Origin of the sequence: Neisseria uirgultaei, assembly GCF_962719845.1 — a bacterium.
GTDB classification, from domain to species: domain Bacteria; phylum Pseudomonadota; class Gammaproteobacteria; order Burkholderiales; family Neisseriaceae; genus Neisseria; species Neisseria bergeri.
Genome location: NZ_CAUIYF010000001.1, coordinates 120,609 through 142,630 on the forward strand (window position 1 = coordinate 120,609; position 22,022 = coordinate 142,630).

The 22,022-nt window shown below is 51.5% G+C and carries 30 protein-coding genes and 1 pseudogene; 24 read left to right on the forward strand and 7 right to left on the reverse strand.

Going from position 1 to position 22,022, the window contains the following annotated elements:
• The first annotated feature begins 120 nt into the window (after positions 1 to 120).
• The 4 genes from Q9J32_RS00555 (at position 121) to trmB (ending at position 6,582) form a co-directional block, all read left to right on the forward strand.
• On the forward strand, positions 121 to 2,283 hold the full coding sequence (locus Q9J32_RS00555) for a heavy metal translocating P-type ATPase (protein ID WP_301884586.1): 2,163 nt from the start codon (positions 121 to 123) through the stop codon (positions 2,281 to 2,283).
• A gap of 54 nt (positions 2,284 to 2,337) precedes the next feature.
• Positions 2,338 to 4,224, forward strand: coding sequence for an excinuclease ABC subunit UvrC (uvrC, locus tag Q9J32_RS00560; protein ID WP_301884589.1), 1,887 nt, complete (start codon positions 2,338 to 2,340; stop codon positions 4,222 to 4,224).
• 116 nt (positions 4,225 to 4,340) lie between these two features.
• Positions 4,341 to 5,744 carry a tetratricopeptide repeat protein gene (locus Q9J32_RS00565; protein ID WP_301884592.1) on the forward strand — a complete coding sequence of 468 codons (1,404 nt, stop codon included), beginning with the start codon at positions 4,341 to 4,343 and terminating at the stop codon, positions 5,742 to 5,744.
• Between the two features lie 121 nt (positions 5,745 to 5,865).
• Entirely contained in the window at positions 5,866 to 6,582 is a 717-nt protein-coding gene (gene trmB / locus Q9J32_RS00570) for a tRNA (guanosine(46)-N7)-methyltransferase TrmB (protein WP_301884595.1), read from the forward strand.
• A 289-nt stretch (positions 6,583 to 6,871) separates the two neighbouring features.
• On the opposite strand, the pseudogene Q9J32_RS00575 reads toward trmB, so the two are convergent.
• Together Q9J32_RS00575 and Q9J32_RS00580 are read right to left on the reverse strand one after the other, a co-directional pair.
• A pseudogene (locus tag Q9J32_RS00575) lies at positions 6,872 to 7,093 on the reverse strand (S24 family peptidase); the annotation flags it as partial.
• 156 nt (positions 7,094 to 7,249) lie between these two features.
• Positions 7,250 to 8,065 (reverse strand): transcriptional regulator, encoded by an 816-nt coding sequence (locus tag Q9J32_RS00580; RefSeq protein ID WP_199900503.1) that lies wholly within the window; start codon positions 8,063 to 8,065, stop codon positions 7,250 to 7,252.
• 128 nt (positions 8,066 to 8,193) lie between these two features.
• Here Q9J32_RS00580 and Q9J32_RS00585 point away from each other — a divergent pair, with 128 nt between their 5' ends.
• Together Q9J32_RS00585 and Q9J32_RS00590 are read left to right on the forward strand one after the other, a co-directional pair.
• The gene (locus Q9J32_RS00585) at positions 8,194 to 8,445 is read left to right on the forward strand and encodes a helix-turn-helix domain-containing protein (protein ID WP_002232388.1); all 252 of its coding nucleotides are present in this window, start codon (positions 8,194 to 8,196) and stop codon (positions 8,443 to 8,445) included.
• Position 8,446: 1 nt separating this feature from the next.
• Positions 8,447 to 10,420 (forward strand): Mu transposase C-terminal domain-containing protein, encoded by a 1,974-nt coding sequence (locus tag Q9J32_RS00590; protein WP_301884604.1) that lies wholly within the window; start codon positions 8,447 to 8,449, stop codon positions 10,418 to 10,420.
• Positions 10,421 to 10,486: 66 nt separating this feature from the next.
• Here the strand turns inward: Q9J32_RS00590 and Q9J32_RS00595 are convergent, their stop codons facing one another.
• On the reverse strand, positions 10,487 to 10,744 hold the full coding sequence (locus tag Q9J32_RS00595; RefSeq protein WP_301884605.1) for a GntR family transcriptional regulator: 258 nt from the start codon (positions 10,742 to 10,744) through the stop codon (positions 10,487 to 10,489).
• A 45-nt stretch (positions 10,745 to 10,789) separates the two neighbouring features.
• On the opposite strand from Q9J32_RS00595, the gene Q9J32_RS00600 reads away from it, so the two are divergent.
• The 4 genes from Q9J32_RS00600 (at position 10,790) to Q9J32_RS00615 (ending at position 13,105) form a co-directional block, all read left to right on the forward strand.
• On the forward strand, positions 10,790 to 11,704 hold the full coding sequence (locus tag Q9J32_RS00600; RefSeq protein ID WP_301884607.1) for an AAA family ATPase: 915 nt from the start codon (positions 10,790 to 10,792) through the stop codon (positions 11,702 to 11,704).
• 119 nt (positions 11,705 to 11,823) lie between these two features.
• Complete coding sequence (locus Q9J32_RS00605; RefSeq protein WP_301884804.1) at positions 11,824 to 12,063, forward strand: hypothetical protein; 240 nt, start codon at positions 11,824 to 11,826, stop codon at positions 12,061 to 12,063.
• Between the two features lie 105 nt (positions 12,064 to 12,168).
• Entirely contained in the window at positions 12,169 to 12,501 is a 333-nt protein-coding gene (locus tag Q9J32_RS00610; protein ID WP_301884818.1) for a hypothetical protein, read from the forward strand.
• A gap of 85 nt (positions 12,502 to 12,586) precedes the next feature.
• Entirely contained in the window at positions 12,587 to 13,105 is a 519-nt protein-coding gene (locus tag Q9J32_RS00615; protein WP_101174513.1) for a host-nuclease inhibitor Gam family protein, read from the forward strand.
• Between the two features lie 500 nt (positions 13,106 to 13,605).
• On the opposite strand, the gene Q9J32_RS00620 is transcribed toward Q9J32_RS00615, so the two are convergent.
• The 4 genes from Q9J32_RS00620 to Q9J32_RS00635 all read right to left on the reverse strand — a co-directional run bounded on the left by Q9J32_RS00620 (position 13,606) and on the right by Q9J32_RS00635 (position 15,138).
• Complete coding sequence (locus tag Q9J32_RS00620) at positions 13,606 to 13,812, reverse strand: hypothetical protein (RefSeq protein ID WP_301884822.1); 207 nt, start codon at positions 13,810 to 13,812, stop codon at positions 13,606 to 13,608.
• A gap of 3 nt (positions 13,813 to 13,815) precedes the next feature.
• Positions 13,816 to 14,406: a Rha family transcriptional regulator gene (locus Q9J32_RS00625; protein ID WP_301884614.1), complete on the reverse strand. Its 591-nt coding sequence runs from the start codon at positions 14,404 to 14,406 to the stop codon at positions 13,816 to 13,818.
• Positions 14,407 to 14,512: 106 nt separating this feature from the next.
• Positions 14,513 to 14,698 carry a hypothetical protein gene (locus Q9J32_RS00630; protein ID WP_002213621.1) on the reverse strand — a complete coding sequence of 62 codons (186 nt, stop codon included), beginning with the start codon at positions 14,696 to 14,698 and terminating at the stop codon, positions 14,513 to 14,515.
• Positions 14,699 to 14,970: 272 nt separating this feature from the next.
• The gene (locus Q9J32_RS00635; RefSeq protein ID WP_002213620.1) at positions 14,971 to 15,138 is read right to left on the reverse strand and encodes a hypothetical protein; all 168 of its coding nucleotides are present in this window, start codon (positions 15,136 to 15,138) and stop codon (positions 14,971 to 14,973) included.
• A gap of 420 nt (positions 15,139 to 15,558) precedes the next feature.
• Here Q9J32_RS00635 and Q9J32_RS00640 point away from each other — a divergent pair, with 420 nt between their 5' ends.
• From Q9J32_RS00640 to terL, 14 genes are all read left to right on the forward strand, one after another.
• Complete coding sequence (locus Q9J32_RS00640) at positions 15,559 to 15,960, forward strand: gp16 family protein (protein ID WP_301884619.1); 402 nt, start codon at positions 15,559 to 15,561, stop codon at positions 15,958 to 15,960.
• Positions 15,960 to 16,400 carry a Mor transcription activator family protein gene (locus Q9J32_RS00645; protein WP_002233845.1) on the forward strand — a complete coding sequence of 147 codons (441 nt, stop codon included), beginning with the start codon at positions 15,960 to 15,962 and terminating at the stop codon, positions 16,398 to 16,400. Before Q9J32_RS00640 ends, Q9J32_RS00645 begins: the two co-directional genes overlap by 1 nt.
• 1 nt (position 16,401) lies before the next feature.
• Positions 16,402 to 17,082, forward strand: a complete 681-nt coding sequence (locus Q9J32_RS00650) for a hypothetical protein (protein WP_118778728.1) — start codon at positions 16,402 to 16,404, stop codon at positions 17,080 to 17,082.
• A 143-nt stretch (positions 17,083 to 17,225) separates the two neighbouring features.
• The gene (locus Q9J32_RS00655) at positions 17,226 to 17,771 is read left to right on the forward strand and encodes an N-acetylmuramoyl-L-alanine amidase (RefSeq protein WP_301884621.1); all 546 of its coding nucleotides are present in this window, start codon (positions 17,226 to 17,228) and stop codon (positions 17,769 to 17,771) included.
• On the forward strand, positions 17,768 to 17,941 hold the full coding sequence (locus tag Q9J32_RS00660) for a hypothetical protein (RefSeq protein WP_301884622.1): 174 nt from the start codon (positions 17,768 to 17,770) through the stop codon (positions 17,939 to 17,941). The genes Q9J32_RS00655 and Q9J32_RS00660 overlap by 4 nt, the downstream gene beginning before the upstream one ends.
• A gap of 2 nt (positions 17,942 to 17,943) precedes the next feature.
• Positions 17,944 to 18,108 (forward strand): hypothetical protein, encoded by a 165-nt coding sequence (locus Q9J32_RS00665; protein WP_301884624.1) that lies wholly within the window; start codon positions 17,944 to 17,946, stop codon positions 18,106 to 18,108.
• Positions 18,109 to 18,110: 2 nt separating this feature from the next.
• The gene (locus Q9J32_RS00670; RefSeq protein ID WP_019272986.1) at positions 18,111 to 18,347 is read left to right on the forward strand and encodes a hypothetical protein; all 237 of its coding nucleotides are present in this window, start codon (positions 18,111 to 18,113) and stop codon (positions 18,345 to 18,347) included.
• Positions 18,319 to 18,738 carry a hypothetical protein gene (locus Q9J32_RS00675; protein WP_301884627.1) on the forward strand — a complete coding sequence of 140 codons (420 nt, stop codon included), beginning with the start codon at positions 18,319 to 18,321 and terminating at the stop codon, positions 18,736 to 18,738. The genes Q9J32_RS00670 and Q9J32_RS00675 overlap by 29 nt, the downstream gene beginning before the upstream one ends.
• On the forward strand, positions 18,635 to 18,952 hold the full coding sequence (locus tag Q9J32_RS10085) for a hypothetical protein (RefSeq protein ID WP_308446883.1): 318 nt from the start codon (positions 18,635 to 18,637) through the stop codon (positions 18,950 to 18,952). Before Q9J32_RS00675 ends, Q9J32_RS10085 begins: the two co-directional genes overlap by 104 nt.
• Entirely contained in the window at positions 18,949 to 19,290 is a 342-nt protein-coding gene (locus Q9J32_RS00685) for a hypothetical protein (protein ID WP_300906161.1), read from the forward strand. Before Q9J32_RS10085 ends, Q9J32_RS00685 begins: the two co-directional genes overlap by 4 nt.
• 11 nt (positions 19,291 to 19,301) lie before the next feature.
• Positions 19,302 to 19,568 (forward strand): hypothetical protein, encoded by a 267-nt coding sequence (locus Q9J32_RS00690; RefSeq protein ID WP_211709633.1) that lies wholly within the window; start codon positions 19,302 to 19,304, stop codon positions 19,566 to 19,568.
• Positions 19,565 to 19,762: a hypothetical protein gene (locus Q9J32_RS00695; protein WP_049227001.1), complete on the forward strand. Its 198-nt coding sequence runs from the start codon at positions 19,565 to 19,567 to the stop codon at positions 19,760 to 19,762. Before Q9J32_RS00690 ends, Q9J32_RS00695 begins: the two co-directional genes overlap by 4 nt.
• Position 19,763: 1 nt before the next feature.
• Positions 19,764 to 20,270 carry a DUF1804 family protein gene (locus Q9J32_RS00700; protein ID WP_301884635.1) on the forward strand — a complete coding sequence of 169 codons (507 nt, stop codon included), beginning with the start codon at positions 19,764 to 19,766 and terminating at the stop codon, positions 20,268 to 20,270.
• 61 nt (positions 20,271 to 20,331) lie between these two features.
• Entirely contained in the window at positions 20,332 to 21,954 is a 1,623-nt protein-coding gene (gene terL, locus Q9J32_RS00705; protein ID WP_301884637.1) for a phage terminase large subunit, read from the forward strand.
• Positions 21,955 to 22,022 lie beyond the last annotated feature (68 nt).

The following is a 22,022-nucleotide window of genomic DNA, read 5'->3' on the forward strand; positions in this document are numbered from 1 at the left end:
TCAAGTTTTCGGATTCTACTCGAATTATCGGCGCGTTTGAGAAATTTCGACCATACGGGCGTTCAGACGGCATCCCGCAACCTTGACTGCCGTCTGAACATCAAAGCAGGAATCAAACTTATGCAACAAAAAATCCGTTTCCAAATCGAAGGCATGACCTGTCAGGCCTGCGCTTCGCGTATTGAAAAAGTGTTGAACAAAAAAGATTTTGTCGAATCGGCGGGAGTGAACTTCGCCAGCGAGGAAGCGCAGGTTACGTTTGACGATAGCAAAACGTCGGTAGCTGACATTGCCAAAATCATTGAGAAAACCGGTTACGGCGCGAAGGAAAAAACGGAAGATACATTGCCGCAACCAGAAGCAGAACACCATATCGGCTGGAGGCTGTGGCTTTTGCTGGTCATCAATATCCCTTTCCTTATCGGTATGACGGGGATGATGATCGGCAGACACGATTGGATGATTCCGCCGTTGTGGCAGTTCGCATTGGCGAGTGTGGTGCAGCTTTGGCTGGCAATCCCGTTTTACAAAAGCGCGTGGGCGAGTATTAAAGGTGGATTGGCGAATATGGACGTGCTCGTTACCATCGGCACGGTGTCGATTTATCTGTATTCCGTTTATATGTTGTTTTTCAGCCCGCACGCGGCACACGGCATGGCGCACGTGTATTTTGAAGTAGGCGTAATGGTGATCGGTTTTGTGTCGCTGGGCAAATTTTTGGAACACCGCACCAAAAAATCCAGCCTGAACAGCTTGGGCTTGCTGCTCAAACTCACGCCAACCCAAGTCAACGTGCAACGCGATGGCGAATGGAAACAACTGCCCATTGACCAAGTGCAAATCGGCGACCTAATCCGCGCCAACCACGGCGAACGCATTGCCGCCGACGGCATCATCGAAAGCGGCAGCGGCTGGGCAGACGAGAGCCACCTTACCGGCGAATCCAATCCCGAAGAGAAAAAGGCAGGCGGCAAAGTGTTGGCGGGCGCGCTGATGACCGAAGGCAGCGTGGTGTACCGCGCCACGCAGCTCGGCAGCCAAACCCTGCTCGGCGACATGATGAACGCGCTCTCTGAAGCACAAGGCAGCAAAGCGCCGATTGCACGCGTAGCAGATAAGGCGGCGGCGGTGTTTGTGCCGACTGTCGTGGGCATTGCGTTGTTGACTTTTATTGTTACTTGGCTGATTAAGGGCGATTGGACGGTTGCGCTGATGCACGCCGTCGCCGTTTTGGTGATTGCCTGTCCGTGCGCACTCGGTTTGGCAACCCCTGCCGCGATTATGGTCGGCATGGGCAAAGCGGTGAAACACGGCATTTGGTTTAAAGATGCGGCAGCAATGGAAGAAGCCGCCCACGTCGATGCCGTCGTGTTGGACAAAACCGGTACGCTGACCGAAGGCAGCCCGCAGGTTGCCGCCGTTTATTGCGTTCCCGACAGCGGCTTTGACGAAGACGCTTTGTACCGCATCGCCGCCGCCGTCGAACAAAACGCCGCCCACCCGCTCGCCCGCGCCATCGTTTCCGCCGCCCAAGCGCGCGGTTTGGACATTCCTACCGCACAAAACGCACAAACCGTTGTCGGCGCAGGCATTGCCGCCGAAGTGGAAAGCGTGGGGTTGGTGAAAGCAGGCAAAGCCGAATTTGCCGAACTGACCTTGCCGAAGTTTTCAGACGGCGTTTGGGAAATCGCCAGTGTGGTTGCCGTATCTGTAAACGGCAAACCTATCGGCGCATTCGCACTCGCCGACGCGTTGAAAGCCGATACTGCCGAAGCCATAGGCCGTCTGAAAAAACACAATATCGACGTTTACATCATGAGCGGCGACAACCAAGGCACGGTCGGATATGTCGCCAAACAACTGGGCATCGCCCACGCTTTCGGCAATATGAGTCCGCGCGACAAGGCTGCCGAAGTGCAGAAACTCAAAGCTGCCGGCAAAACCGTGGCAATGGTCGGCGACGGTATCAACGACGCGCCCGCGCTTGCCGCCGCCAACGTCAGCTTCGCCATGAAAGGCGGCGCAGACGTTGCCGAACACACCGCATCCGCCACGCTGATGCAGCATTCGGTCAACCAGCTCGCCGATGCGCTATCGGTATCGCGGGCGACGTTGAGAAACATCAAGCAAAACCTGTTTTTCGCCTTCTTCTACAATATTTTGGGCATTCCACTCGCCGCACTCGGCTTTTTAAATCCCGTCATCGCAGGTGCGGCAATGGCGGCAAGCTCGGTTTCGGTATTGGGCAATGCCCTGCGCCTGAAACGGGTAAAAATCGATTGACCGCATATAACCGCCCGACAGCTTTTCCGAACGGATAGGGCTGCCGCTGCCGATATGCCGTCTGAAGCCGTTTTTCAAATGATTGATATGAATACAGAAAACCGTTCTCCGGAACAATTCGACATCCCGCTCTTCCTCAAAAACCTGCCCAAGCTGCCGGGCGTGTACCGTTTTTTTGACGAAGGCGGCAAAGTCTTATACGTCGGCAAAGCGGTCAACCTCAAGCGGCGCGTGTCCGGCTATTTCCAAAAAAACGACCATTCACCGCGCATCGCATTGATGGTGAAACAGGTTCACCACATCGAAACCACCATCACCCGCTCCGAAGCCGAAGCCCTGATTCTCGAAAACAACTTCATCAAAGCCTTGTCGCCGAAATACAATATCCTTTTTCGCGACGACAAAAGCTATCCTTATCTGATGCTCAGCGGCCATCAATATCCGCAAATGGCGTATTACCGCGGCACGCTGAAAAAGCCCAACCAATACTTCGGTCCGTATCCGAACAGCAACGCCGTGCGCGACAGCATTCAAGTGTTGCAAAAAGTCTTTATGCTGCGTACCTGCGAAGACAGCGTGTTCGAACACCGAGACCGCCCTTGCCTGCTGTACCAAATCAAACGCTGCACCGCGCCTTGTGTCGGACACATCAGCGAAGAAGACTACCGCGACAGCGTGCGCCAAGCCGCCACTTTCCTCAACGGCAAAACCGACGAACTGACCCGCACCTTACAACACAAGATGCAGACCGCCGCCGCGAATCTGCAATTTGAAGAAGCCGCCCACTACCGCGACCAAATCCAAGCACTCGGCATCATGCAGAGCAACCAGTTCATCGACAGCAAAAACCCGAACAACCCCAACGATATCGACCTGCTCGCGCTCGCCGTTTCAGACGGCCTCGTCTGTGTACACTGGGTCAGCATACGCGGCGGGCGGCACGTCGGCGACAAAAGCTTTTTCCCCGACACCAAAAACGACCCCGAGCCAAACGGGCAAGACTACGCCGAAGCCTTCGTCGCCCAACACTATCTGGGCAAAAGCAAACCCGACATCATCATCAGCAACTTTCCCGTCCCCGACGCATTGAAAGAAGCCTTGGAAAGCGAACACGGCAAACAAATGCAGTTCGTTACCAAAACCATAGGCGAACGCAAAGTCTGGCTGAAAATGGCGGAACAAAACGCACAAATGGCGATTGCCCAACGCCGCCTGCAACAAAGCAGCCAGCAACACCGAATTGACGAACTCGCCAAAATCCTCGGTATGGATTCAGACGGCCTCAACCGCCTCGAATGCTTCGACATCAGCCACACCCAAGGCGAGGCCACTATTGCGTCCTGCGTTGTGTACGATGAGCAAAACATCCAGCCTTCGCAATACCGCCGCTACAACATCACCACCGCCAAACCCGGCGACGACTACGCCGCAATGCGCGAAGTGTTGACGCGCCGTTACGGCAAAATGCAGGAAGCCGAAGCCAACGGAGAAAGCGTCAAATGGCCCGATGCCGTATTGATTGACGGCGGCAAAGGGCAAATCGGCGTCGCCGTATCGGTATGGGAGGAACTCGGGCTGCACATTCCTTTGGTCGGCATCGCCAAAGGCCCGGAGCGCAAAGCCGGTATGGAAGAACTCATCCTTCCGTTTACCGGCGAAACCTTCCGCCTGCCCCCGCACAGCCCCGCCCTGCACCTTCTGCAAACCGTGCGCGACGAATCACACCGCTTCGCTATCACCGGCCACCGCAAAAAACGCGACAAAGCCCGCGTTACCTCATCACTCAGCGACATCCCCGGCGTAGGCAGCAAACGTCGCCAAGCCCTGCTCACCCGATTCGGCGGCCTGCGCGGCGTGATTGCCGCCAGCCGCGAGGACTTGGAAAAAGTGGAAGGCATCAGCAAGGCATTGGCGGAAACCATTTATAATCATCTGCATTAGTATGCCGCCAAAACAAAAACCGTCTGTAAAAATATGATACAGCAGGCCGGCGTGCCGATATAAACCTAACTTCATAACAAATAACGATGATTCGACAAAACGGAAAACGATCTGATATGAACAATCCCGACTTAACCTATCGACAGGCCTTGGAACGCCTGTCTCAAAAACAATATAACTTTGCCGAAGTCCGCCGACTGCTGACAGAAGCGGCCTCGGCAGGCCATCCCGCCGCCGCATTCGAGTTGGCAAAACACCTGATGGACGCGGACAACCCGCACCAAGACCGCGAACAAGGTATGGAAATGCTCCGCATCGCCGCCGAACAGGGGCATCCCTATGCACGTTACAATTTGGCATATATCCAAGAATTGGAAGGCGCGCCCCCTGAAACCCTGATACCGCTTTACAGGCCTCTGGCAGAAGCAGGCCTGCCCGAAGCGCAAGTCCGCCTGATATACCTGCTGTATGCGTCCCGGCATTTTGAAGAAGCCCTGAAATGGGCAAAAACAAGCGCAAAAAACAACAATCCCCACGGGCAATACCTGCTCGCCCAATACTGCCGGTACGGCACACCGCCGGATTTTGAAACGGCGCACCTGCTCTACCGAAAAGCGGCGGCACAAGGCTTGCCGGAAGCACATTGGCAACTCGGGCTGCAATATCGTTTCGGACAAGGGACGCAAACCGACACGACCCAAGCCATCAATCATTTGCGCGCCGCCGCACAACAAGGATACATTCCCGCCTACACCCCGCTTGCCGAACTCATCCTGCCTACGGCTCCCGATGAAGCCGTTTACCGGTTCCAACAGGCGGCACAGGAAAATGACCCCGATGCCCATGCCGCGCTGGCCGACATCTACCTGCAAGGCAAATATCAGGAAAGAAACCACAAACTTGCCCTGCATCATGCCGAAGCAGCCGCAGCCGAACGCCATCCCGAAGGTTTGCGGATACTGGGCGACATCTGCCGCTACGGTTTGGGCACAGCCCCCGATACGGAAAAAGCCCGACATTATTACCGGCAGGCAACCGAAGCCGGCAGCCTTTCCGCCTATCAGAAACTCATATCCGACAGCGCGTTAAACCATCCCGAGCAATATGGCGGCATTAAAGATTCCGCCATCAGGCGGCAAAGGGCAGAACAGCTTTATCAAAAAGCCCAAGCCCTGCATTACGGATTACAATGCGCGCCCGAATACGCAGCCGCGCTCAAACTCTACACAGAAGCCGCAGAACTCGGACACAGCAAAGCCCAAACCAATCTGGGCAGTATGTATTACTTCGGACAGGGCATAGCCGCCGACTACGGCAAAGCCCGCAAATGGTTTGAACAAGCCGCCGCGCAAAAAGACAGTATGGCGTTCTACAACCTCGCCTGCATCCATTACAGCGGACACGGTGTCGAACCGGACAAAGAAAAAGCCTGCCGCTACCTGCAAGAAGCCATAAACAACGGATACGGGCAAAAAAGCTTTCTGCAGGAACTGCTGCAACAGTGGCAAAATGCCGTCTGAACACCGTTACACCTACCCTGCCGAAACGAAACAGGTATAATCGCCCCTTTCCCTTCCCGCCGTCCGAACAGACAGCTCTCACTCAGACGGCATCCTGATTGCACAAGCGCACGGAAGCATTATGACAGACACCGCCGAAAACCAAACACCAAACGACCGTCAAGCCGGACGCCCCCGCAGCATCCGCAGTTTCGTCCTCCGCCAAAGCCATATGACCGCCGCACAGCAACGCGCCATCGATACCTTATGGGACAGCTTCGGCATCGGCTACCAAGCAACACCGGCCGATCTTGATGCCCGTTTCGGAAGCAGCCGACCTAAAATTCTCGAAATAGGCTTCGGTATGGGGACGGCAACCGCAGAAATTGCCCGCCGCCTGCCCGAAACCGACTTCCTCGCCATCGACGTACACGGTCCCGGCGTAGGCAATCTGCTCAAACTCATAGAAGAAAACCATTTGGAAAATATCCGCGTGATGCGGCACGACGCCGTAGAAGTTGTCGAAAATATGCTGCAAGACGGCTCACTCGACGGTATCCACATATTCTTCCCCGACCCGTGGCACAAAAAACGCCACCACAAACGCCGTCTGATACAAGCCCCCTTCATCGCCAAACTGCTGCCCAAACTCAAAACCGGCGGCTATATCCACCTGGCGACAGACTGGGAAGAATATGCACAACAGATGCTTGAAGTCCTCAGCAGCTTCGACAGCCTGCAAAATACGGCGGCAGACTACGCCCCCACCCCGGACTACCGCCCCGAAACCAAATTCGAAGCGCGCGGCAAACGCCTCGGACACGGTGTTTGGGACTTGGTATTCAAACGGATCAGATAACAAACCGCCGGATAAAAAAATGCCGTCTGAAGTACGTTTGCTTACAGACGGCATTTTTTCAAGATAAAGCAGCGAGTGATGTGTGGGGGACTGTTAGTTTTTGCACAAGGAAGAAATAGAGTAAAAAAACGCTGAAATCTTCGGAAGACGTGGATTTCGGCGTTTTTTTGTATCCGGAAAAGTTACGCCAGCTTTTTCACGAAACCGCGCCGGAATGCGCGGTTTTTTGTTGAAAGCTGACGGGATTGGGAATTTTTTAAAACTATTTTAAGAGGTTTTTAAAATGGATTTAATCAATACTCCGGCCATACCACTCAACACGGCCTATGATGGCGATGTCGTCTTGGGCATTGCTCAAATCTATTTCAAACGGTGCGTAACGTGGATTTTCAGACGTTACAAGCAGTTTGCCCGGTATGCGTTGCACACGTTTGACAAAGAGGTCATTGCCTATACGCAAGACATATAGGCCGTCACGCGGCTCGGTTTCGGCGTGGTTGATTAGGATGTTTATAAAAGGCTTTAACTAGAAACTAAACATGGAACTCGTACAATAGTTCCATGTTTGAAAAAATCTTTTAATATCATATCTCTAAAAAACAAAGCATCTGAAGACCATAAGTTAAACATGAAACTTGAATTTAAAGGCGAAGTTTCATGTTTAAGCCTATTTTTTCCGTTTTTTAGTCGATACTGCTGCATATGTTTTTTGCAAATCGTCATTACTTAATTCAGTCAGGCTTTCTACTGAGAAATTTTTTTCGAGGTAACTTTTCAACCAATCTTCAAGCTCAAGTTGTTTTACATTTAATTTGATATAAGCGTATTTCTTTTTTCGCCAGTCGGGATCGTTGTTCTTTGATGTTGCTGTATTACTCAACCTACCCAGCCATTTTCTGAGATAAGTTTCTGCTTTGTCGTAATCACTCAATGCGATTAGTTTGTAACTTGGAACTTTACAGTGAGCATTCAGACTAGCCCAAATTGCACGGATTGATTTTGGCGATCGTTTGGCAATCTCTTCGGCTGCGGCAACTTGTTTAACAAGTTGTTGCAGCTTTGAGGCTTGCTCAAGCGTTATGTGTTCCTTACCGGGTTTTGAATCGACACGGGTTCTGATGACATGATTCTGGGTATTAATTTGATGAACAACAGAACCAGATGAGGCGATAACAGCGTTACTGACGTTGCCGTTAATCTGATTTTCAACGTTTGATTTGCCAATAGCGTCGTCCAGTTTTTTATTAAGGTCGTCTGAAACAGCATTTAAATTTGCCGAATGAATGCCTGTAAAGACAAATTGAATATCCACCCCTAATTGGACAGCAGCAAGTAAAAAGTCCGCAGGAATGTTGACCTGCCCGCTTTCATACAGTCTCAAACTTTCTGCACTGCATCCAGTTTGCTCAGCAAAATTCTTTCGAGAGTATCCAAGTCGGCTTCTCTCTTCAACTAAATTCAATGCTAAATCAATGCGTTCCATAAAAAATACCGCAAAATAGTACCAAATATATTTGCTATACCAAATATTTTGGGTATATCATTCAGGTAACAGTTAAGGCAGGCATTAAAGCCTGTAAGGTAAGTAAGGGATTCTATCATGGAGGCATTATGCAAGCGAACGAAATCTATAAATCCTTAGAAGAAAAAAATATATCGGCAAGAATGTTGGCTTCGGCTTTAGGGGTAACTAACCAATCTGTTTCTGAGGTCATAAGAAATGGACGAGGAAGCAAAAGAATTGCGGAAGCAATCGCGAAAGTGATTCAAAAAGATTTAGTTGAAGTTTTTCCGCATTACAAGAAAACAGATTGTCGAGACAAAAAGATAGCTGAATTGAAAGAGATGCTCGGAGTGGGTTGAAATGGAATATATGGACCTCAAAAGCCTGCTTGATTTTGGGTTGCCAAATATGCCAAGAACAGTAATAGGGCTGAGAAAAAAAGCGCAAAGGGATGGTTGGCAAACGAGAAGGCGTCAAGGTAAGGGTGGTGGTGTTGAATATGCCCTACCTATTGAAATCCGCGCCGCCATCATGAAACGGCAGTCGGACGAGCTGGCGGAGAAGATGCCGAAAACCCTGCCCCAAGTCAGACCGGGGACGGCGATGTCGGCTCAGGCACTGGCTGAAGCGGCCAAGCTGTTGAACGAGAAACAACGGTCGGTGGCGGATGCGCGATGTGCGGTGGTGGCGGCGGTATTGGGGATTAAATACCAATACGGTTGCTCTGCGAAGGCTGCGGTGGCTCAGTTTTTGGGCTTGCTGGCAGAAGGTAAATTGGACGCGGTCACGCTTGGGAACTTGGAAAAGGCCAATGACCGCAGCCGGTCGGCGAAGGTTGGCGAACGTACTTTAGACGGCTGGATTTCTGCTTATTTGAAAGCGGAAAACGCGACGGAGCGGTTGGTTGCTTTAGCTCCGAAGACGACGAAGGTGGTCAAGCCGATTGAGAGCTACGGTTGGTTGCCGATGTTTATGCAGTTTCACAACATCCCTTCAGCTCCGAAGCTGGCACACAGCTACCGCCGTTTTGTGCAGTGGGCGGAAGCGGAAAATATGCCGGTCAATGATGTGCCTAACTTGAGTATGGTGCGGCGCGTTTGGGACAAGCTGCCGCTGATTATGCAGGAGCGCGGTAGGAAAACGGGGGCGGCTTATAAATCGCTGCTGCCTTATGTGAAACGTGATTGGGGGGCTTTGAAGCCGAACGATGTTTGGATCGGCGACGGCCATAGCTTTAAGGCAAAGGTGGCGCATCCGGTACATGGCAGGCCATTTAAGCCGGAAGTGACGGTGATTATTGATGGTTGTACGCGGTTTGTGGTCGGGTTTTCGGTGTCGTTGGCTGAAAGTTGTGTGGCGGTATCGGACGCGCTGCGTATCGGGGTCAAGCACTATGGTTTGCCGATTATCTATTACTCGGATAACGGCGGCGGTCAGACGGGTAAGACGATAGACCATGAAATCACGGGTATTACGTCCCGACTGGGTATCCGACATGAAACGGGTATCGCGGGCAATCCGCAAGGTCGAGGCATCATTGAGCGATGGTGGAAAGACAATCTGATTGAGATGGCGCGGCAGTATGAGACGTTTGCGGGCGCGGGGATGGACAGCAGTACGAAGAACCTGATGTACCGCAAGATGGAAAGTGCTTTTAACGCTTTGGAAAAAGGCAAGGATTTGACGGAGGAACAACAGAAATATTTGAAAAAATTGCCGAGCTGGTCGCGTTTTATCGCGGATGTGGTCAAGTGTATCGACGAATACAACAACCGCCCGCACGGCGAGCTGCCCCGACATCCGGACGGCGGGCATTATTCGCCGAAGGAATATCGGGAAATGAGGCTGGAACAGGACGGGATTGCGCCGGATATGTTGTCGGCGGAAGAGCTGGCAACGATGTTTATGCCGCAAGAGGTGCGAAAGGTACAGCGCGGTTGGCTGGATTTGTTCAACAACTCTTATTTCTCAACCGAGCTGGCGGAGTATCACAAAGACGAGGTACGGGTCAGCTACGATTTGAGCGATGCGTCGGTGGTCAATGTGTTTGATATGGACGGCAAGTTTATCACTAAGGCGCAGGCCGACGGCAATACCCGCGAGGCTTTCCCGACGGCGCGTATCGACCAGCTGGCGGAAAAACGCCGAAAAGGCAAAATCAAGCGGGCGGAAAATACAATCAAGCTCGCAAATGCGGAAGTCAATCCGGCACTGGAACAGGCTGCGGTTTGGGACGAGCTGGGACATTTGGGCGGAAACGTCATCGAGGCGGAGTATGCGGTATTGCCGAAAACGGGCACAGACGATTTTGTGTTGTTTGAGGCGGATAGATAAAGGAAAACATGATGGACAAACAGCAAAATGCGGCGTTTTCGACCGAGCTTGTTGAAAAATTGAAACTCAAGCGAGCTCTTGGGCGGATTCAACGATTGCAAGCAAAGATTCAAGGTGTTCCCGCTGAACGGAATCAGGCTCAAACGTTTTTGCCTGCGCCTGAAGAAAGCGGCGGACCTGCCCAATCGAAGTCGGCTCTTGACGGGTAATCCGCTGGAGCAGCCAGGAAAGTACGAAAGAATCGGCAAGCGACCTGTCTTCCAAGTCTTGAACGGCGACTTCCAGCATAATCAGGCGTTTTTCCAAATCGGGAAACTCTTTCATTTCAGACGGCCTTTAAAGGTTGTTTAAAACTCAAGGATATTAAAAATGAAACAAATCAATCAAGCATTGCAACAAAAACTGGTTGAATTTAAAGAAAAATCGGGTATGAACCAAACCCAACTGGCACGCGGTATCGATACTTCGCCGGCATCCGTCAGTATGTATCTGAACGGCACTTATGCGGAAAAAGGCGGCAATTATGAAACCATCGAGCCGAAAATCGAGGCGTTTTTGGAGATGCAGGAAAGTAAGGCGCGACGCGAAGAGCTGGTGTTGGGATTTGTATCGACTAAGACGACCCGCCGTATTGCGGAAGTGATGCGCGATGCGCATGAGGCTGGCGAGATTGCCGTCATTTACGGTCAGGCAGGTTTGGGCAAGACGCAGGCGGTCAAAAACTACTGCGAGAAAAACCCTGCGGCCATCCTGATTGAGGCCAATCCGAGCTTTACGGCACTTGTGCTGATGCGCAAGCTGGCAGCAGCGGCGAAGGTATCGGCGATGGGCAGCCTGAATGATTTGTTTGAATCGGTATCTGACCGCCTGCGTGATTCGGGCCGTCTGATTGTAGTTGATGAGGCGGAAAACCTGCCATTACGCGCCCTTGAGATTATCCGCCGACTGCACGATGAAACGGGCTGCGGCTTGGTGTTGAGCGGTATGCCCCGACTGGTGGCGAATCTGCGCGGTAAGCATGGCGAGCTGGTACAGCTTTACAGCCGCGTGTCGATTCCGCTGAATTTGGGCGAATCTTTGCCGGACGAGGAACTCTTTGAGATTGCGAAAGCGGCTTTGCCTGATGCGGACGAAGAAACGCTCCTGGAACTGGTGAAACACAGCAACGGCAATACGCGCCGGATGAGCAAATTGATGCGCGGCGCGGTGCGCACGGCGAACAAGAACGGTATCAAGATGCAGGCCGGTATCGTCAAAAAATACAGCTCCCTGATTATCCGATAGGCCGTCTGAAACGGTAAGTCTTTGACAGGGCTATATATTTTTTTACCCTATGATTTTAATAAGTTATTGTTTTAAAAGGAAAACGCAAAATGTAGGTTTTGAAGAAAGTTGATTGGAAGATGTTTGTGGCGCGCTCTTTTTGGCGTTGGGTGCCGGTTGGTTTGACGGTGGGCGTGTGGTGTTTTGTGGCGGGAATGGCGTTGCATTCCTGCGCGAAAGAACCCGAACCGGTTGCGAAAGAGCCGACGAAGGTTGAGAAGATGGAAAGACAGGCGGATTTGGAGGTCAAGGTATGGGAAGCGCAATACGAGTCAATGAGCGTCGAGGAAAAAATGAAAGGGATTGTTTATGAGCGATAAGCCAATTTTATTGAACCCTGCGGCGAAAAAAGAGGCTTTGGCACGGGCGGTAAAGGAAATCCGCGCGAAATATGGCGATAAGGCGATTGTGAAAGGATGTGTGAAATGAGTTTCGGACGACGTAATACGGATTGGCAGGCTTGGGGACAGCACCGCAGGCGTGCGACGGCGCGAATGGCGCAAAAAAGCTGGGCGCGTGAAATCGAGGAATATCAGGCGCAGTTTGAAGATAAGGACGGCAAAGGCCGTCTGAAAACGGAAGGAAATACGATGAATGAAAAAGATTTGATCGAATGGCTCGAAGACCGTGGCGAGCTGATGGTCATGAAGAAGGACGGCGAAGGCTTTGTAATCGCTGCGCGGTCGCCGGACGGGATGTGGAAGACTGCCGAGGCGGAAACTTTGGCTCAGGCGATAACTTTATGGGAGGAAGTGTGATGAAGGGAGAAAAACAATCCAAGCGCGAACGCGAACAAGGCTTGAGCAAGCCGAAATGTTAAACCCAACCTGAAAGGAAAAGAAAATGGCTAAAACCCGAATCAAACAGCCCGCTATCGAAGCGGCACAAGACAAAGCAGAAGTTACCGCATTTATCCGCCAAATCGGCGACTTGCAGCGCGAAGTCAAACGCCTGGAAACCGAAGCCGGAGACAAAAAAGCGGTCATCGAAGAAGAATATGCCGCCAAAGCCGCGCCGATGTGTGCCGAAATCATGAGCCTGACCGAACGTGTGGCCGCCTACTGCGAGGCGCACAAGGACGAGCTGACGGAAAACGGTAAAACCAAAACCGTGGACTTTACTACCGGCCTGATTAAATGGCGCATCCGTCCGCCATCCGTCAAGGTAACGGGCGTGGCCGCCGTCTTGGCGTGGCTCTCCGAGAAATCCGCCTTTGCCGAGTTTGTCCGCACGAAAAAGGAAATCGACAAAGATGCCATCCTGAATCAAAAAGAGCGTTTTTCAGACGGCCAAGTTCCGGGGATTAAGATTGTATCGGGGCTTGAGGATTTTGTGATTGAGCCGAGCGAACAAATTCTATAAAATCAACAGCCTGATTTCAATTCAGTGTGTTGAAACGTGATTGAGCCTACGGAGCAGGAGTTGATGTGATGATTTAAAGCAATGTTAAAGGCCGTCTGAAACCTTGATTTATCAGGGTTTCGGACGGCTTTTTTTATGGGATTTTGAGGAAAAAGGGGTTGCTAAAAATGGTAGATACCAGTATAATTTATCTTATCGGTGCAGCAAGGCCGATACGGGAAAAGCCCCACCGAAGCGGGGCTCTACTGGGAGAAGAAAATGAAGCTAGCCCTTCAAATTCTCATCTTGGTTATCCTGTTAACGGTAAGCGGTAACGCTTACTAGGGTTAACCAGCTAGGCGGCCAGCACGCCGCCTAGTCCCAATCTTAAAATAGAACGTGCTGAAAATCAAGGAGTATCTATGGCCGATAAAGAAAAGCAAATTGAATACCAAAAAAAATACGCTCAAAAGCGCATTCTTAAGCATGTTTCATTTAATACAGAAAAGGAACAAGATTTACTAGATGAGGTAAAAAAATTGGATTTTTCCCGCTGGGTCAAAGAAAAATTGCGAGAGCGGATAAAAAAATAGTTGACATGCAGACAAACCGTCTTCGATTCCTTCCATGTCCATCTCCAAAACTTTCAGATGGTTGAGCGTGAACACCGGCAGATTCAGGGCTTTGAGGCTGTCTTGGTCGAAAGTCAGAGTATAGGTGGTATTCATGGCTTAACCCTCCAATCCCAAAGACTGTTGGCCGTGTGCCGCCGCCAAGGCGCGGCGGTTGCGGTATTTCGGGTCGGGGCGGTATTCGGTCAGACCCAGATCGGCGAGGTGTTTGAGGCGGTGGCGAACGTTGGACGGCGCAATGCCCAAGAGCTTGGCGGCTTCCGCCTGATTCAGTCCCATTTCGGTGTAGCGCAAGAGATGCGCCAAATCGGGGCGGGCGGAAAGGTAGGCGGCTTTGAGTTTTTCTAATGCCGGTGCGCGGCGGCGCGCGGCTTCGGCTTCCAGGGCGTTGAAGGCGGCGATGTATTTTTCCTTCCACTGCGCGGCGGCGGAGCCGGTAAAGCCCATACACAGGAACACGAAACCGTCGCGGGTGATTTCGTAAAACGGTTGCGGCTTGCCGTTCTGCAACTCGTTGTTTTTATGGCAAAGCTGAAAATTCAGCTTTGCAAACTCGTCTGAACATTCGAGGTTTTCAATTGCTTGAAGGACGTTCTTGTGCTTTTTTCCGAAGTGGTTTGATACGGCGAGCGAGGTTGTAACCGGACGGTCGCCGGAGATTTGAACAAGTTGGGTGTTGTTGGTATTCATGATAGAATAGCCTTTCTTTTAGATTGCATTTAAAAGACACGAGAAAGAACGTTGGTGCGTTGCTTTCCCACTGTTCCCCCGATGTTCCACCATCGGGGGAATTTTCTTATTTCATTTTTTCCTTCATGACTGATTTAACCCAGTTTGAAAAGTCGGGAATTTCTTTTTGCATAAAATCCACTAACTCTTTCTCTCTTTCCAAATGGAAAGAAACTGTTTTCATCAGCCGCTTTTGGTCATACTTTCGCTGATATTCAGCTTGTTTTGCTTTTAGCGTTTTTTCATCAGGCATAGGCAATCCTTGATTTTTAAAACCGTTGTAGTAAAATGGCTTGCAGAAAGGTTGGCGAAAGGGGCGCGGTGCTCTGCCACCCCTTGTGTTTAATCAACTTGCTTAGTAAGCCGGGCTACAGCTTAAAAGCAGAATGATGAAAAAAACAACTTTCGCCAGTTTTGTCATTTCCACAAGCCTCCTTTCTATCCGATAAGCCCCCGAAGTTGCCGCTTCGGGGCTTTGCTTTATCGGATAGGCGTATTATCTAGTATTTCTAGATTTTAATCAAGTTACTTTTTGATTTTTTCTTTGATGATTGATTTAACCCATTGGGAAAAATCGATATTTTGGGCATATTCCAAAAGTTCTTTTTCCGTTTCGGCATTGAACGAGACTTTCTTAATCACCCGTTTCTGCTCGTAACGCTTTCGGTTTTCTGCCAGTTTTTCATCAACCATAGGCAAACTCCTTGATTTTTTAAACCGTATTTTGTAAGATTGGGACTGGGGACGGCGGCGACCGCCCCCAGCTGGTCAGTCTTTAGTAGGCATTAGCACTTGCCAACATGAAAACTGCGACCAAGATGAGAATTTGAATAGTGCGTTTATTCATCTTCTTTCTCCCAGTTGAGCCCCGCTTCGGTGGGGCTTTTCCCGTATCGGCCCTCACTGCGCCGATGAATTGAATTATAAACGTGGACACGTTAAAAATCAACCCTTTCCCCAACAAAATCAAAGAAAAATGCCGTCTGAAACGTTTTCAGACAGCATTTTTTCATGTCTGTCCGTTTCGCAAAAAAACAGTGGTTTACTACAACATATAGTATTTTATTGGTATAAAATGCGCTAATTTATACTATATGTTGTATTGGAGAGATAATGCGCCGGGCGTTGATTGCGAAAATTAAGATTGCTCAAAAGGAGCTGGGCTTGGATGACGGTACCTATCGCGCGGTGTTGGAGCGTGTGACGGGCAAGCGGTCGTGTACCGAGTGCAGCATCCCTGAGCTGGAGCGCGTGGTCGAGGATTTGCGCCGGCATGGGTTTACGCCGAAGAAAACGGCAGGCCGTCGCCCGAACCGCCGCTCTTCCGCCGATCCGATGATGCGGAAAATCGAAGCCCTGCTGCTGGATAACGGCTGGACTTGGAATTATGCGCATGGTACGGTGAAAAAGATGTTTAAGGTTGACCGCGTGGAATGGTTGTCTGACGGCAATATGCACAAGCTGGTGGCGGCGTTGCAGATTGCGGCGAACCGCCGTAAGAAAGGGGCTGTGTGATGTATGAGACGGCAGATTTTGGCGCGGTCAAGCATCTGCTTCCTGATAGTGTACAGGCGTTGATTACGGTCATCGGGTTTAATGAAACGCTGGAGTTGGTACGCCTGATGGGCGGTACGACTTATCCGTTGCGGCAGGGTTATACGAAAAACAGTCAATCCCGTGTTGCATACTTGGAGGAGATTATCGGCAGTGAGGCGGCCGGTCGGCTGGTGGAAGCGATGGCTCCTTGCAATCTGTTTATACCCCGCTGCGAGACGGCCTTGTATGAGCTGCGTAACCGTAAAATCCGCAGTCAGTTTGACCGACAGACGGCAGGCGGTACCCCTGCTTATGAGGCCGTTAACGATTTGGCCTTGGCACACCGTCTAAGCGACCGCCATGTGTGGCGGATTTTGAAGCAGGCGGATAAGGAAGCAGAACAGGAAAATTTGTTTTAGAATGGAATGCCATGCAGATGTATGGCATTTTATTTTGGAGAAAAATATGAAAACGTTTTATTTTGTGCTGCTGGCGATGGGTTTGGCAGCGTGTGGGCAAGGATCAGAGGAAGTCAAACCGACAGCCCCAGCACAGCAAGAAACTCAGCCTGACCCGAAAGTGAAAATCGTGGAGCGCCTGAAAAACGAAGAATACTTTATAGGGGAGAATAATTTAGACAAAATCCGCCGGCACGGCGAACTGAAAAGCCATGCGGAAAAATTGGTGGCATTGCTTGCTCAAGCTGAAAAGGAGAGCCGCGGCATGGTGTTAAACGGTAGCAATTTGGCGGAGGTCAAGACATTTAACGAGGCTTTTATCGCTGTCGCCAAGTCAGCCGATGAAACTTTCGGTGGGCCATTTTTGGAAGATAAGGCTGGATTGTATCAGTGTACCAATGCCGCCAATGCTGCATATGACTACTTTACCGCCAGACAAAACCAAAACGCTATGGTTGCCAATTATAAACAAAACTACGACAACGCTATGGCCGCTTGTAAAGAGCAAATTAAACATCCTCCTGAAGCTGAGGCAACTGTCTATGCCCGTAAAGGTATTAATCTGCCTATCAATGATTGTTTAGCCGTGTTGACTGGAGATGAACCCTTTGACACATTTACTTGTCCGATGAAAATCAAATAAGGTTGAATCATGCCAAGGCCGTCTGAACAACAGACGGCCTTTTTGTTGCCTACTGACACTGTTTCGACCGCTGCAAAAGCCATGCCGTTTGAAAATGTAAGCCTCTGAAAGTGCATTTTAATCTGATTTTGAGGGAGGCTTTAATGAGCAAAATTATTTGTCTGACTGCCGGACACAGCAACACCGACCCGGGCGCGGTCAACGGAAGCGACCGTGAGGCGGACTTGGCGCAGGATATGCGCAACATTGTGGCTTCAATCCTGCGTAACGATTACGGCCTGACCGTACGCACCGACGGCGAAGGCAAAGGCAATATGCCCTTGCGCGATGCGGTCAAGCTGATTCGCGGCTCGGATGTGGCGATTGAGTTCCATACCAACGCGGCGGCCGTGAAAACGGCCACTGGCATTGAGGCGTTGAGTACCGTCAAAAACAAACGCTGGTGTCAGGTGCTGGGCAAGGCTGTTGCCAAGAAAACCGGATGGAAACTGCGCGGCGAAGACGGCTTTAAACCCGACAATGCCGGCCAGCATTCGCGCCTGGCTTATGCACAGGCCGGCGGCATTGTGTTTGAGCCGTTTTTTATCAGCAACGACACTGATTTGGCCTTGTTTAAGGCGACTAAATGGGGCATCTGCCGCGCAATTGCGGACGCGATTGCGATGGAATTGGGAGCGTCGAAGGTATGAAAAAGTCTTTGATTGCTTTGGCTCTGTCTGTCTTGAAACCGCAGGTGCCTGAATTTGAGATTAAGCCTGCCGGTATCGGCTGTTTGAAACAACATCCGTCTATGCGCCCGGGTAAGTCGGGCGTGGCGGCTGCCAAACGTGCGGCGCGTAAACGCAAGAATCGTCGTTAATCATGGGACAGGTCGAGTTTTACGAAAAGATGATTGAGCTGTGGTCGGCCAAAAGCCGTGAGGCAAGCGAACGGGCAGACTTGGCGGCGTTTGAATTTGCGGAGGGCGAACTGGCCAATTATCGGGAAATGCTGAAACGGTACCTGCAAACCAAAAGTGTGGAATAGCAATGCGTATTTTGGATATTTTTAAAAACCCGGCTACCGGTAATGTGTCGCACTCGAAACTGTGGGCAAACATTGCCTGCGCGGCGGGGACGTTTAAATTTGTGATGTTGCCCGACCCGTCGGCGGAGATTTGGGCGGTGTATTTGGGCATTGTGGGCGGCTATGCGGTGGCACGCTCGTTTGTCAGCGTCAAACGTCAGGAGGTCGAAAATGAATCTCGTGAAACTGCTGGCGAATAACTGGCAACCGATTGCCATCATCGCGCTTGTCGGCACTCTCTTGGCTGTGTCGCACCATCAAGGCTATAAGTCGGCGTTTGCGAAGCAGCAGGCGGTCATCGACAAGATGGAAAAAGACAAAGCGCAAGCCCTGCTGTTGACGGCTCAAAACTATGCGCGTGAGCTGGAAAATGCGCGTGCGGAAGCTAAAAAATATGAAGTCAAGGCGCACGCTGTCGGCATGGCTTTGGCGAAAAAACAGGCGGAAGTCAGCCGTCTGAAAACGGAAAATAAAAAGGAAATCGAAAATGTCCTTACTCAAGACCGTAAAAATGCAAGCGGTAATTGTATTGACGGCTTTGGCCATCACGGCCTGCAGCTCTACAACCGCGCCCTCGGCTACGGAAATTAAGGTTGTCGAAAAGGCGGTCATGCCGACACCGCCTGCCGCATTGATGGTCGCGCCGGTACGCCCGAATCCGCCGAAAGACGGTAAGACGGCCACGCTGTTGGAACACGCCGCTGAGTTTGGCGGCTATGTGGCGGAGCTGGAAAACCAAAACGCAGCGTGGCGCGACTGGGCCAACAGTCAAGCGGAAGTTGACGGTTCGGAGGGCGCGCGATGACGACTTATCGTGAGTTGGTACAACGCACGGTCGCCTGCCGCCATGCGGATTTAGAGCTGGGATTGAGCCGCGCACGCGAGCAAGAGCCGTTTGTCATTCATGTTTCTGATTTGTTGGATAAGGCAGGCATTGAGTACGCGGTACGCATGGATAAGGATTTTCAGACGACGTTTAACCTTGAATATCCAAATACAAACTACGACACCTTTAAGCGTGTAGTTAGGCAGATGATTTCGGCGTATTACTGCGTTTGTAATGATGGAGATGGACTCGAAATTTCCAGCAATCGCCCTGACTGCTACTCCGTCCGTATCGTATTCGGCGATGTGCCGGTTTAAAGGGGTTTTAAATGGACTTTGAATTTGGGTTTAAAACCCTGTGGCCGATTGCGACGGCGGCATTTTGGTTTTGGGTCAACGGCATTTCAGGCCGTCTGAAAGAGGCGGACAAGCGTATCGACGACCTTAAAGAGGAGCTGCACGCGGTCAAGCTCTCGTACCACACCAAGCAGGATGCCCAAGCCGACCGCAAAAATATCGCAGCGTCTTTGGAGCGCATCGAAAACAAGTTGGAAAAAGTAAACGAAAAACTGGACAGGAAAGCGGACAAATCATGAGCGACCCGATTTTGGAAGCCTTGGCGCGTATCGAAGCCAAGCAGGATGACCTGCTTGCTAATCAGGCGCGCATGGACGAGGAATTGCAGCAAATCAAAAAAGACTGCAAGAAATCTGCGGCGGTCTATGGCGGTCTCGGCGGCGTGATTGTAACGACCGGCTGGGAACTGTTGCGAGCCAAGTTCGGAGGCTGATATGGCGCATCCGAAAGAAATCCGCGAAAAGCTGCGCCGGCTGTACGTCAGCGACGGGCAGACGCTCGAAATCGCGGCGATGATGTGCGAAATCCCGATTGCGACCGCCCGCAGCTGGAAACGCGCCGCCAAGGAGACCGGCGACGATTGGGACAAAGTGCGCGCCGCCTACACCTTGGCGGGCGGCGGCATCGAAGACTTGAGCCGCTCGCTGCTGGCGGGGTTTTTGGTGCAGTACCAATCGACGATGACGATGTTGCAAGACACGTCGGTCGAAGAGCTGATGCCGTCCGAACGCGCCAAACTGTTGGCGAGCCTGTCCGACGCGTTTACGAAAACCGTATCGGCCAATGCCCGCGTGATGCCGGAAACGTCAAAACTGGCGACGGCGATCGAGGTGTTGGAATTGTTCGGTGAAGTGGTCAAGGAGCGATACCCGCAACACTTGCAGGCTTTTGTCGAGCTGGTCGAGCCGCTGGGCGTGGAAATTGAAAAGAAATACAGATGAAGACAGAACGGTTCGGGCGTCGGATTCGAGAATCCGACCTACAACTGCATAAGGTAATTAAATGAAGTCCAAAGAGTTTTTAAAGTCGCTTGCCGAATATGCTGCCCAACTCCGCCAAATCATTGAGGCGGAGGTGGACGGCTTCGACGCGTCGCCTGCCGCCATTGCCGAACGTCGGGCGAAGGTATTAGACCCGGTCAACGGTTACGAATATTTCGTGAATACCTACTTCCCGCACTATGTCCGTTCGCCTGAAAAGTCGCTGCTGCATAAGTTTTTATTTTCCCGACTGCCCGAAATCTTGAGGTCGTCTGAAGGCATCAACGAGGCAACCGCCGCCCCGCGCGGCGAGGCGAAATCGACGCTGGTTACGCAACTGTTTACGCTTTGGTGCGTGGTGACGGGGCGAAAGCATTACGCGGTCATTGTGATGGACAGTATCGACCAGGCCTATCCCATGCTGGAGGCCATCAAGGCGGAGCTTGAGTTCAACCCGCGCCTTAAAACCGACTTTTCAGAGGCTTGCGGACAAGGACGCGTTTGGCAGGCGGGTACGGTGGTAACGGCAAACGAAGTCAAAATCCAAGTGGCAGGTAGCGGCAAAAAGCTGCATGGTTTGCGTCATGGCCCTTACCGTCCTGACTTAACTGTTTTGGACGATATTGAGAATGACGAGCAAGTCCGCAATCCCGAACAGCGCGACAAGCTCAATGCGTGGCTGACTAAGACTGTATTGCCTTTGGGCGGGGTTGGTCAGAAATACGATGTGATTTATATCGGCACGATTTTGCATTACGACAGCGTACTGAACCGCACTTTGAATAACCCGTTTTGGCACGGTATTAAGTTTAAGGCGATGAAACGCTGGCCCGACCGCATGGATTTGTGGGACCGCTGGGAGGAACTTTTCCGAAACGACGGCGAGACGGTGGCCGAGGCGTTTTATCAGGCAAACAAAGACGAGATGGAGCGCGGCGCGGTCACTTCTTGGGCGGCTCGCGGCGTGTTGGCACTGATGAAAATCCGCGCCCGCGACGGTCATGCGACATTTGATTCGGAATATCAAAACGACCCTGTTGCCGGTGAAGCCGCGCCGTTTGCGAACAGCCTGAATTTTTGGGTCAACCGTGATTCTGATTGGATTTTTTATGGTGCTTGCGACCCGAGTTTGGGCAAGGCGGGCAACAGCCGCGATCCGTCTGCTTTGTGTATCGGCGGGTACAACCGCCGCACGGGCGTGTTGGATGTGGTAGAGGCTCTGATTAAGAAACGCCTGCCGGACAAGATTATTTCCGACATTATCGAACTGCAACGCCGGTACCGCTGTGTGTTGTGGGGAATCGAGACGGTACAGTTTCAGGAGTTTTTGAAGACTGAGCTGGTCAAACGCGGTGCGGCTGCCGGTATCCCGATTCCGGCACGCGGTATCAAGCCTAGTGCAGACAAACTGCTCCGTATCGAGAGCCTGCAACCGTATATGCAAAACGGTCAAATCCGTTTACACGCCAGTCAAAGCACGCTGATTGATCAATTCCGCCATTTTCCGATGGCAGACCATGACGACGGCCCTGATGCCGTGCATATGCTGTGGGGTTTGGTACAAAGCAGCGCGACTGTCGGCGGTTATATTGCTGTGCCTAGAGAGCACGGCTTGTCCGGACGGATGGGGAGCGGCGCATGGTAAAACTGACACGGGATACAGCCTGCTAAGGAGCGGCACGGCTGAAAATGGGGCAAGTTTGACTTGCCCTT

Excerpts from the sequence above, each read along its gene's own strand:
- Q9J32_RS00555 (WP_301884586.1), top strand. The coding sequence starts at position 121 with ATGCAACAAAAAATCCGTTTCCAAATCGAAGGCATGACCTGTCAGGCC.
- uvrC (WP_301884589.1), top strand. The coding sequence starts at position 2,338 with ATGCCGTCTGAAGCCGTTTTTCAAATGATTGATATGAATACAGAAAAC.
- Q9J32_RS00565 (WP_301884592.1), top strand. The coding sequence starts at position 4,341 with ATGAACAATCCCGACTTAACCTATCGACAGGCCTTGGAACGCCTGTCT.
- trmB (WP_301884595.1), top strand. The coding sequence starts at position 5,866 with ATGACAGACACCGCCGAAAACCAAACACCAAACGACCGTCAAGCCGGA.
- Q9J32_RS00580 (WP_199900503.1), bottom strand. The coding sequence starts at position 8,065 with ATGGAACGCATTGATTTAGCATTGAATTTAGTTGAAGAGAGAAGCCGA.
- Q9J32_RS00585 (WP_002232388.1), top strand. The coding sequence starts at position 8,194 with ATGCAAGCGAACGAAATCTATAAATCCTTAGAAGAAAAAAATATATCG.
- Q9J32_RS00590 (WP_301884604.1), top strand. The coding sequence starts at position 8,447 with ATGGAATATATGGACCTCAAAAGCCTGCTTGATTTTGGGTTGCCAAAT.
- Q9J32_RS00595 (WP_301884605.1), bottom strand. The coding sequence starts at position 10,744 with ATGAAAGAGTTTCCCGATTTGGAAAAACGCCTGATTATGCTGGAAGTC.
- Q9J32_RS00600 (WP_301884607.1), top strand. The coding sequence starts at position 10,790 with ATGAAACAAATCAATCAAGCATTGCAACAAAAACTGGTTGAATTTAAA.
- Q9J32_RS00605 (WP_301884804.1), top strand. The coding sequence starts at position 11,824 with ATGTTTGTGGCGCGCTCTTTTTGGCGTTGGGTGCCGGTTGGTTTGACG.
- Q9J32_RS00610 (WP_301884818.1), top strand. The coding sequence starts at position 12,169 with ATGAGTTTCGGACGACGTAATACGGATTGGCAGGCTTGGGGACAGCAC.
- Q9J32_RS00615 (WP_101174513.1), top strand. The coding sequence starts at position 12,587 with ATGGCTAAAACCCGAATCAAACAGCCCGCTATCGAAGCGGCACAAGAC.
- Q9J32_RS00620 (WP_301884822.1), bottom strand. The coding sequence starts at position 13,812 with ATGAATACCACCTATACTCTGACTTTCGACCAAGACAGCCTCAAAGCC.
- Q9J32_RS00625 (WP_301884614.1), bottom strand. The coding sequence starts at position 14,406 with ATGAATACCAACAACACCCAACTTGTTCAAATCTCCGGCGACCGTCCG.
- Q9J32_RS00630 (WP_002213621.1), bottom strand. The coding sequence starts at position 14,698 with ATGCCTGATGAAAAAACGCTAAAAGCAAAACAAGCTGAATATCAGCGA.
- Q9J32_RS00635 (WP_002213620.1), bottom strand. The coding sequence starts at position 15,138 with ATGGTTGATGAAAAACTGGCAGAAAACCGAAAGCGTTACGAGCAGAAA.
- Q9J32_RS00640 (WP_301884619.1), top strand. The coding sequence starts at position 15,559 with ATGCGCCGGGCGTTGATTGCGAAAATTAAGATTGCTCAAAAGGAGCTG.
- Q9J32_RS00645 (WP_002233845.1), top strand. The coding sequence starts at position 15,960 with ATGTATGAGACGGCAGATTTTGGCGCGGTCAAGCATCTGCTTCCTGAT.
- Q9J32_RS00650 (WP_118778728.1), top strand. The coding sequence starts at position 16,402 with ATGGAATGCCATGCAGATGTATGGCATTTTATTTTGGAGAAAAATATG.
- Q9J32_RS00655 (WP_301884621.1), top strand. The coding sequence starts at position 17,226 with ATGAGCAAAATTATTTGTCTGACTGCCGGACACAGCAACACCGACCCG.
- Q9J32_RS00660 (WP_301884622.1), top strand. The coding sequence starts at position 17,768 with ATGAAAAAGTCTTTGATTGCTTTGGCTCTGTCTGTCTTGAAACCGCAG.
- Q9J32_RS00665 (WP_301884624.1), top strand. The coding sequence starts at position 17,944 with ATGGGACAGGTCGAGTTTTACGAAAAGATGATTGAGCTGTGGTCGGCC.
- Q9J32_RS00670 (WP_019272986.1), top strand. The coding sequence starts at position 18,111 with ATGCGTATTTTGGATATTTTTAAAAACCCGGCTACCGGTAATGTGTCG.
- Q9J32_RS00675 (WP_301884627.1), top strand. The coding sequence starts at position 18,319 with ATGAATCTCGTGAAACTGCTGGCGAATAACTGGCAACCGATTGCCATC.
- Q9J32_RS10085 (WP_308446883.1), top strand. The coding sequence starts at position 18,635 with ATGTCCTTACTCAAGACCGTAAAAATGCAAGCGGTAATTGTATTGACG.
- Q9J32_RS00685 (WP_300906161.1), top strand. The coding sequence starts at position 18,949 with ATGACGACTTATCGTGAGTTGGTACAACGCACGGTCGCCTGCCGCCAT.
- Q9J32_RS00690 (WP_211709633.1), top strand. The coding sequence starts at position 19,302 with ATGGACTTTGAATTTGGGTTTAAAACCCTGTGGCCGATTGCGACGGCG.
- Q9J32_RS00695 (WP_049227001.1), top strand. The coding sequence starts at position 19,565 with ATGAGCGACCCGATTTTGGAAGCCTTGGCGCGTATCGAAGCCAAGCAG.
- Q9J32_RS00700 (WP_301884635.1), top strand. The coding sequence starts at position 19,764 with ATGGCGCATCCGAAAGAAATCCGCGAAAAGCTGCGCCGGCTGTACGTC.
- terL (WP_301884637.1), top strand. The coding sequence starts at position 20,332 with ATGAAGTCCAAAGAGTTTTTAAAGTCGCTTGCCGAATATGCTGCCCAA.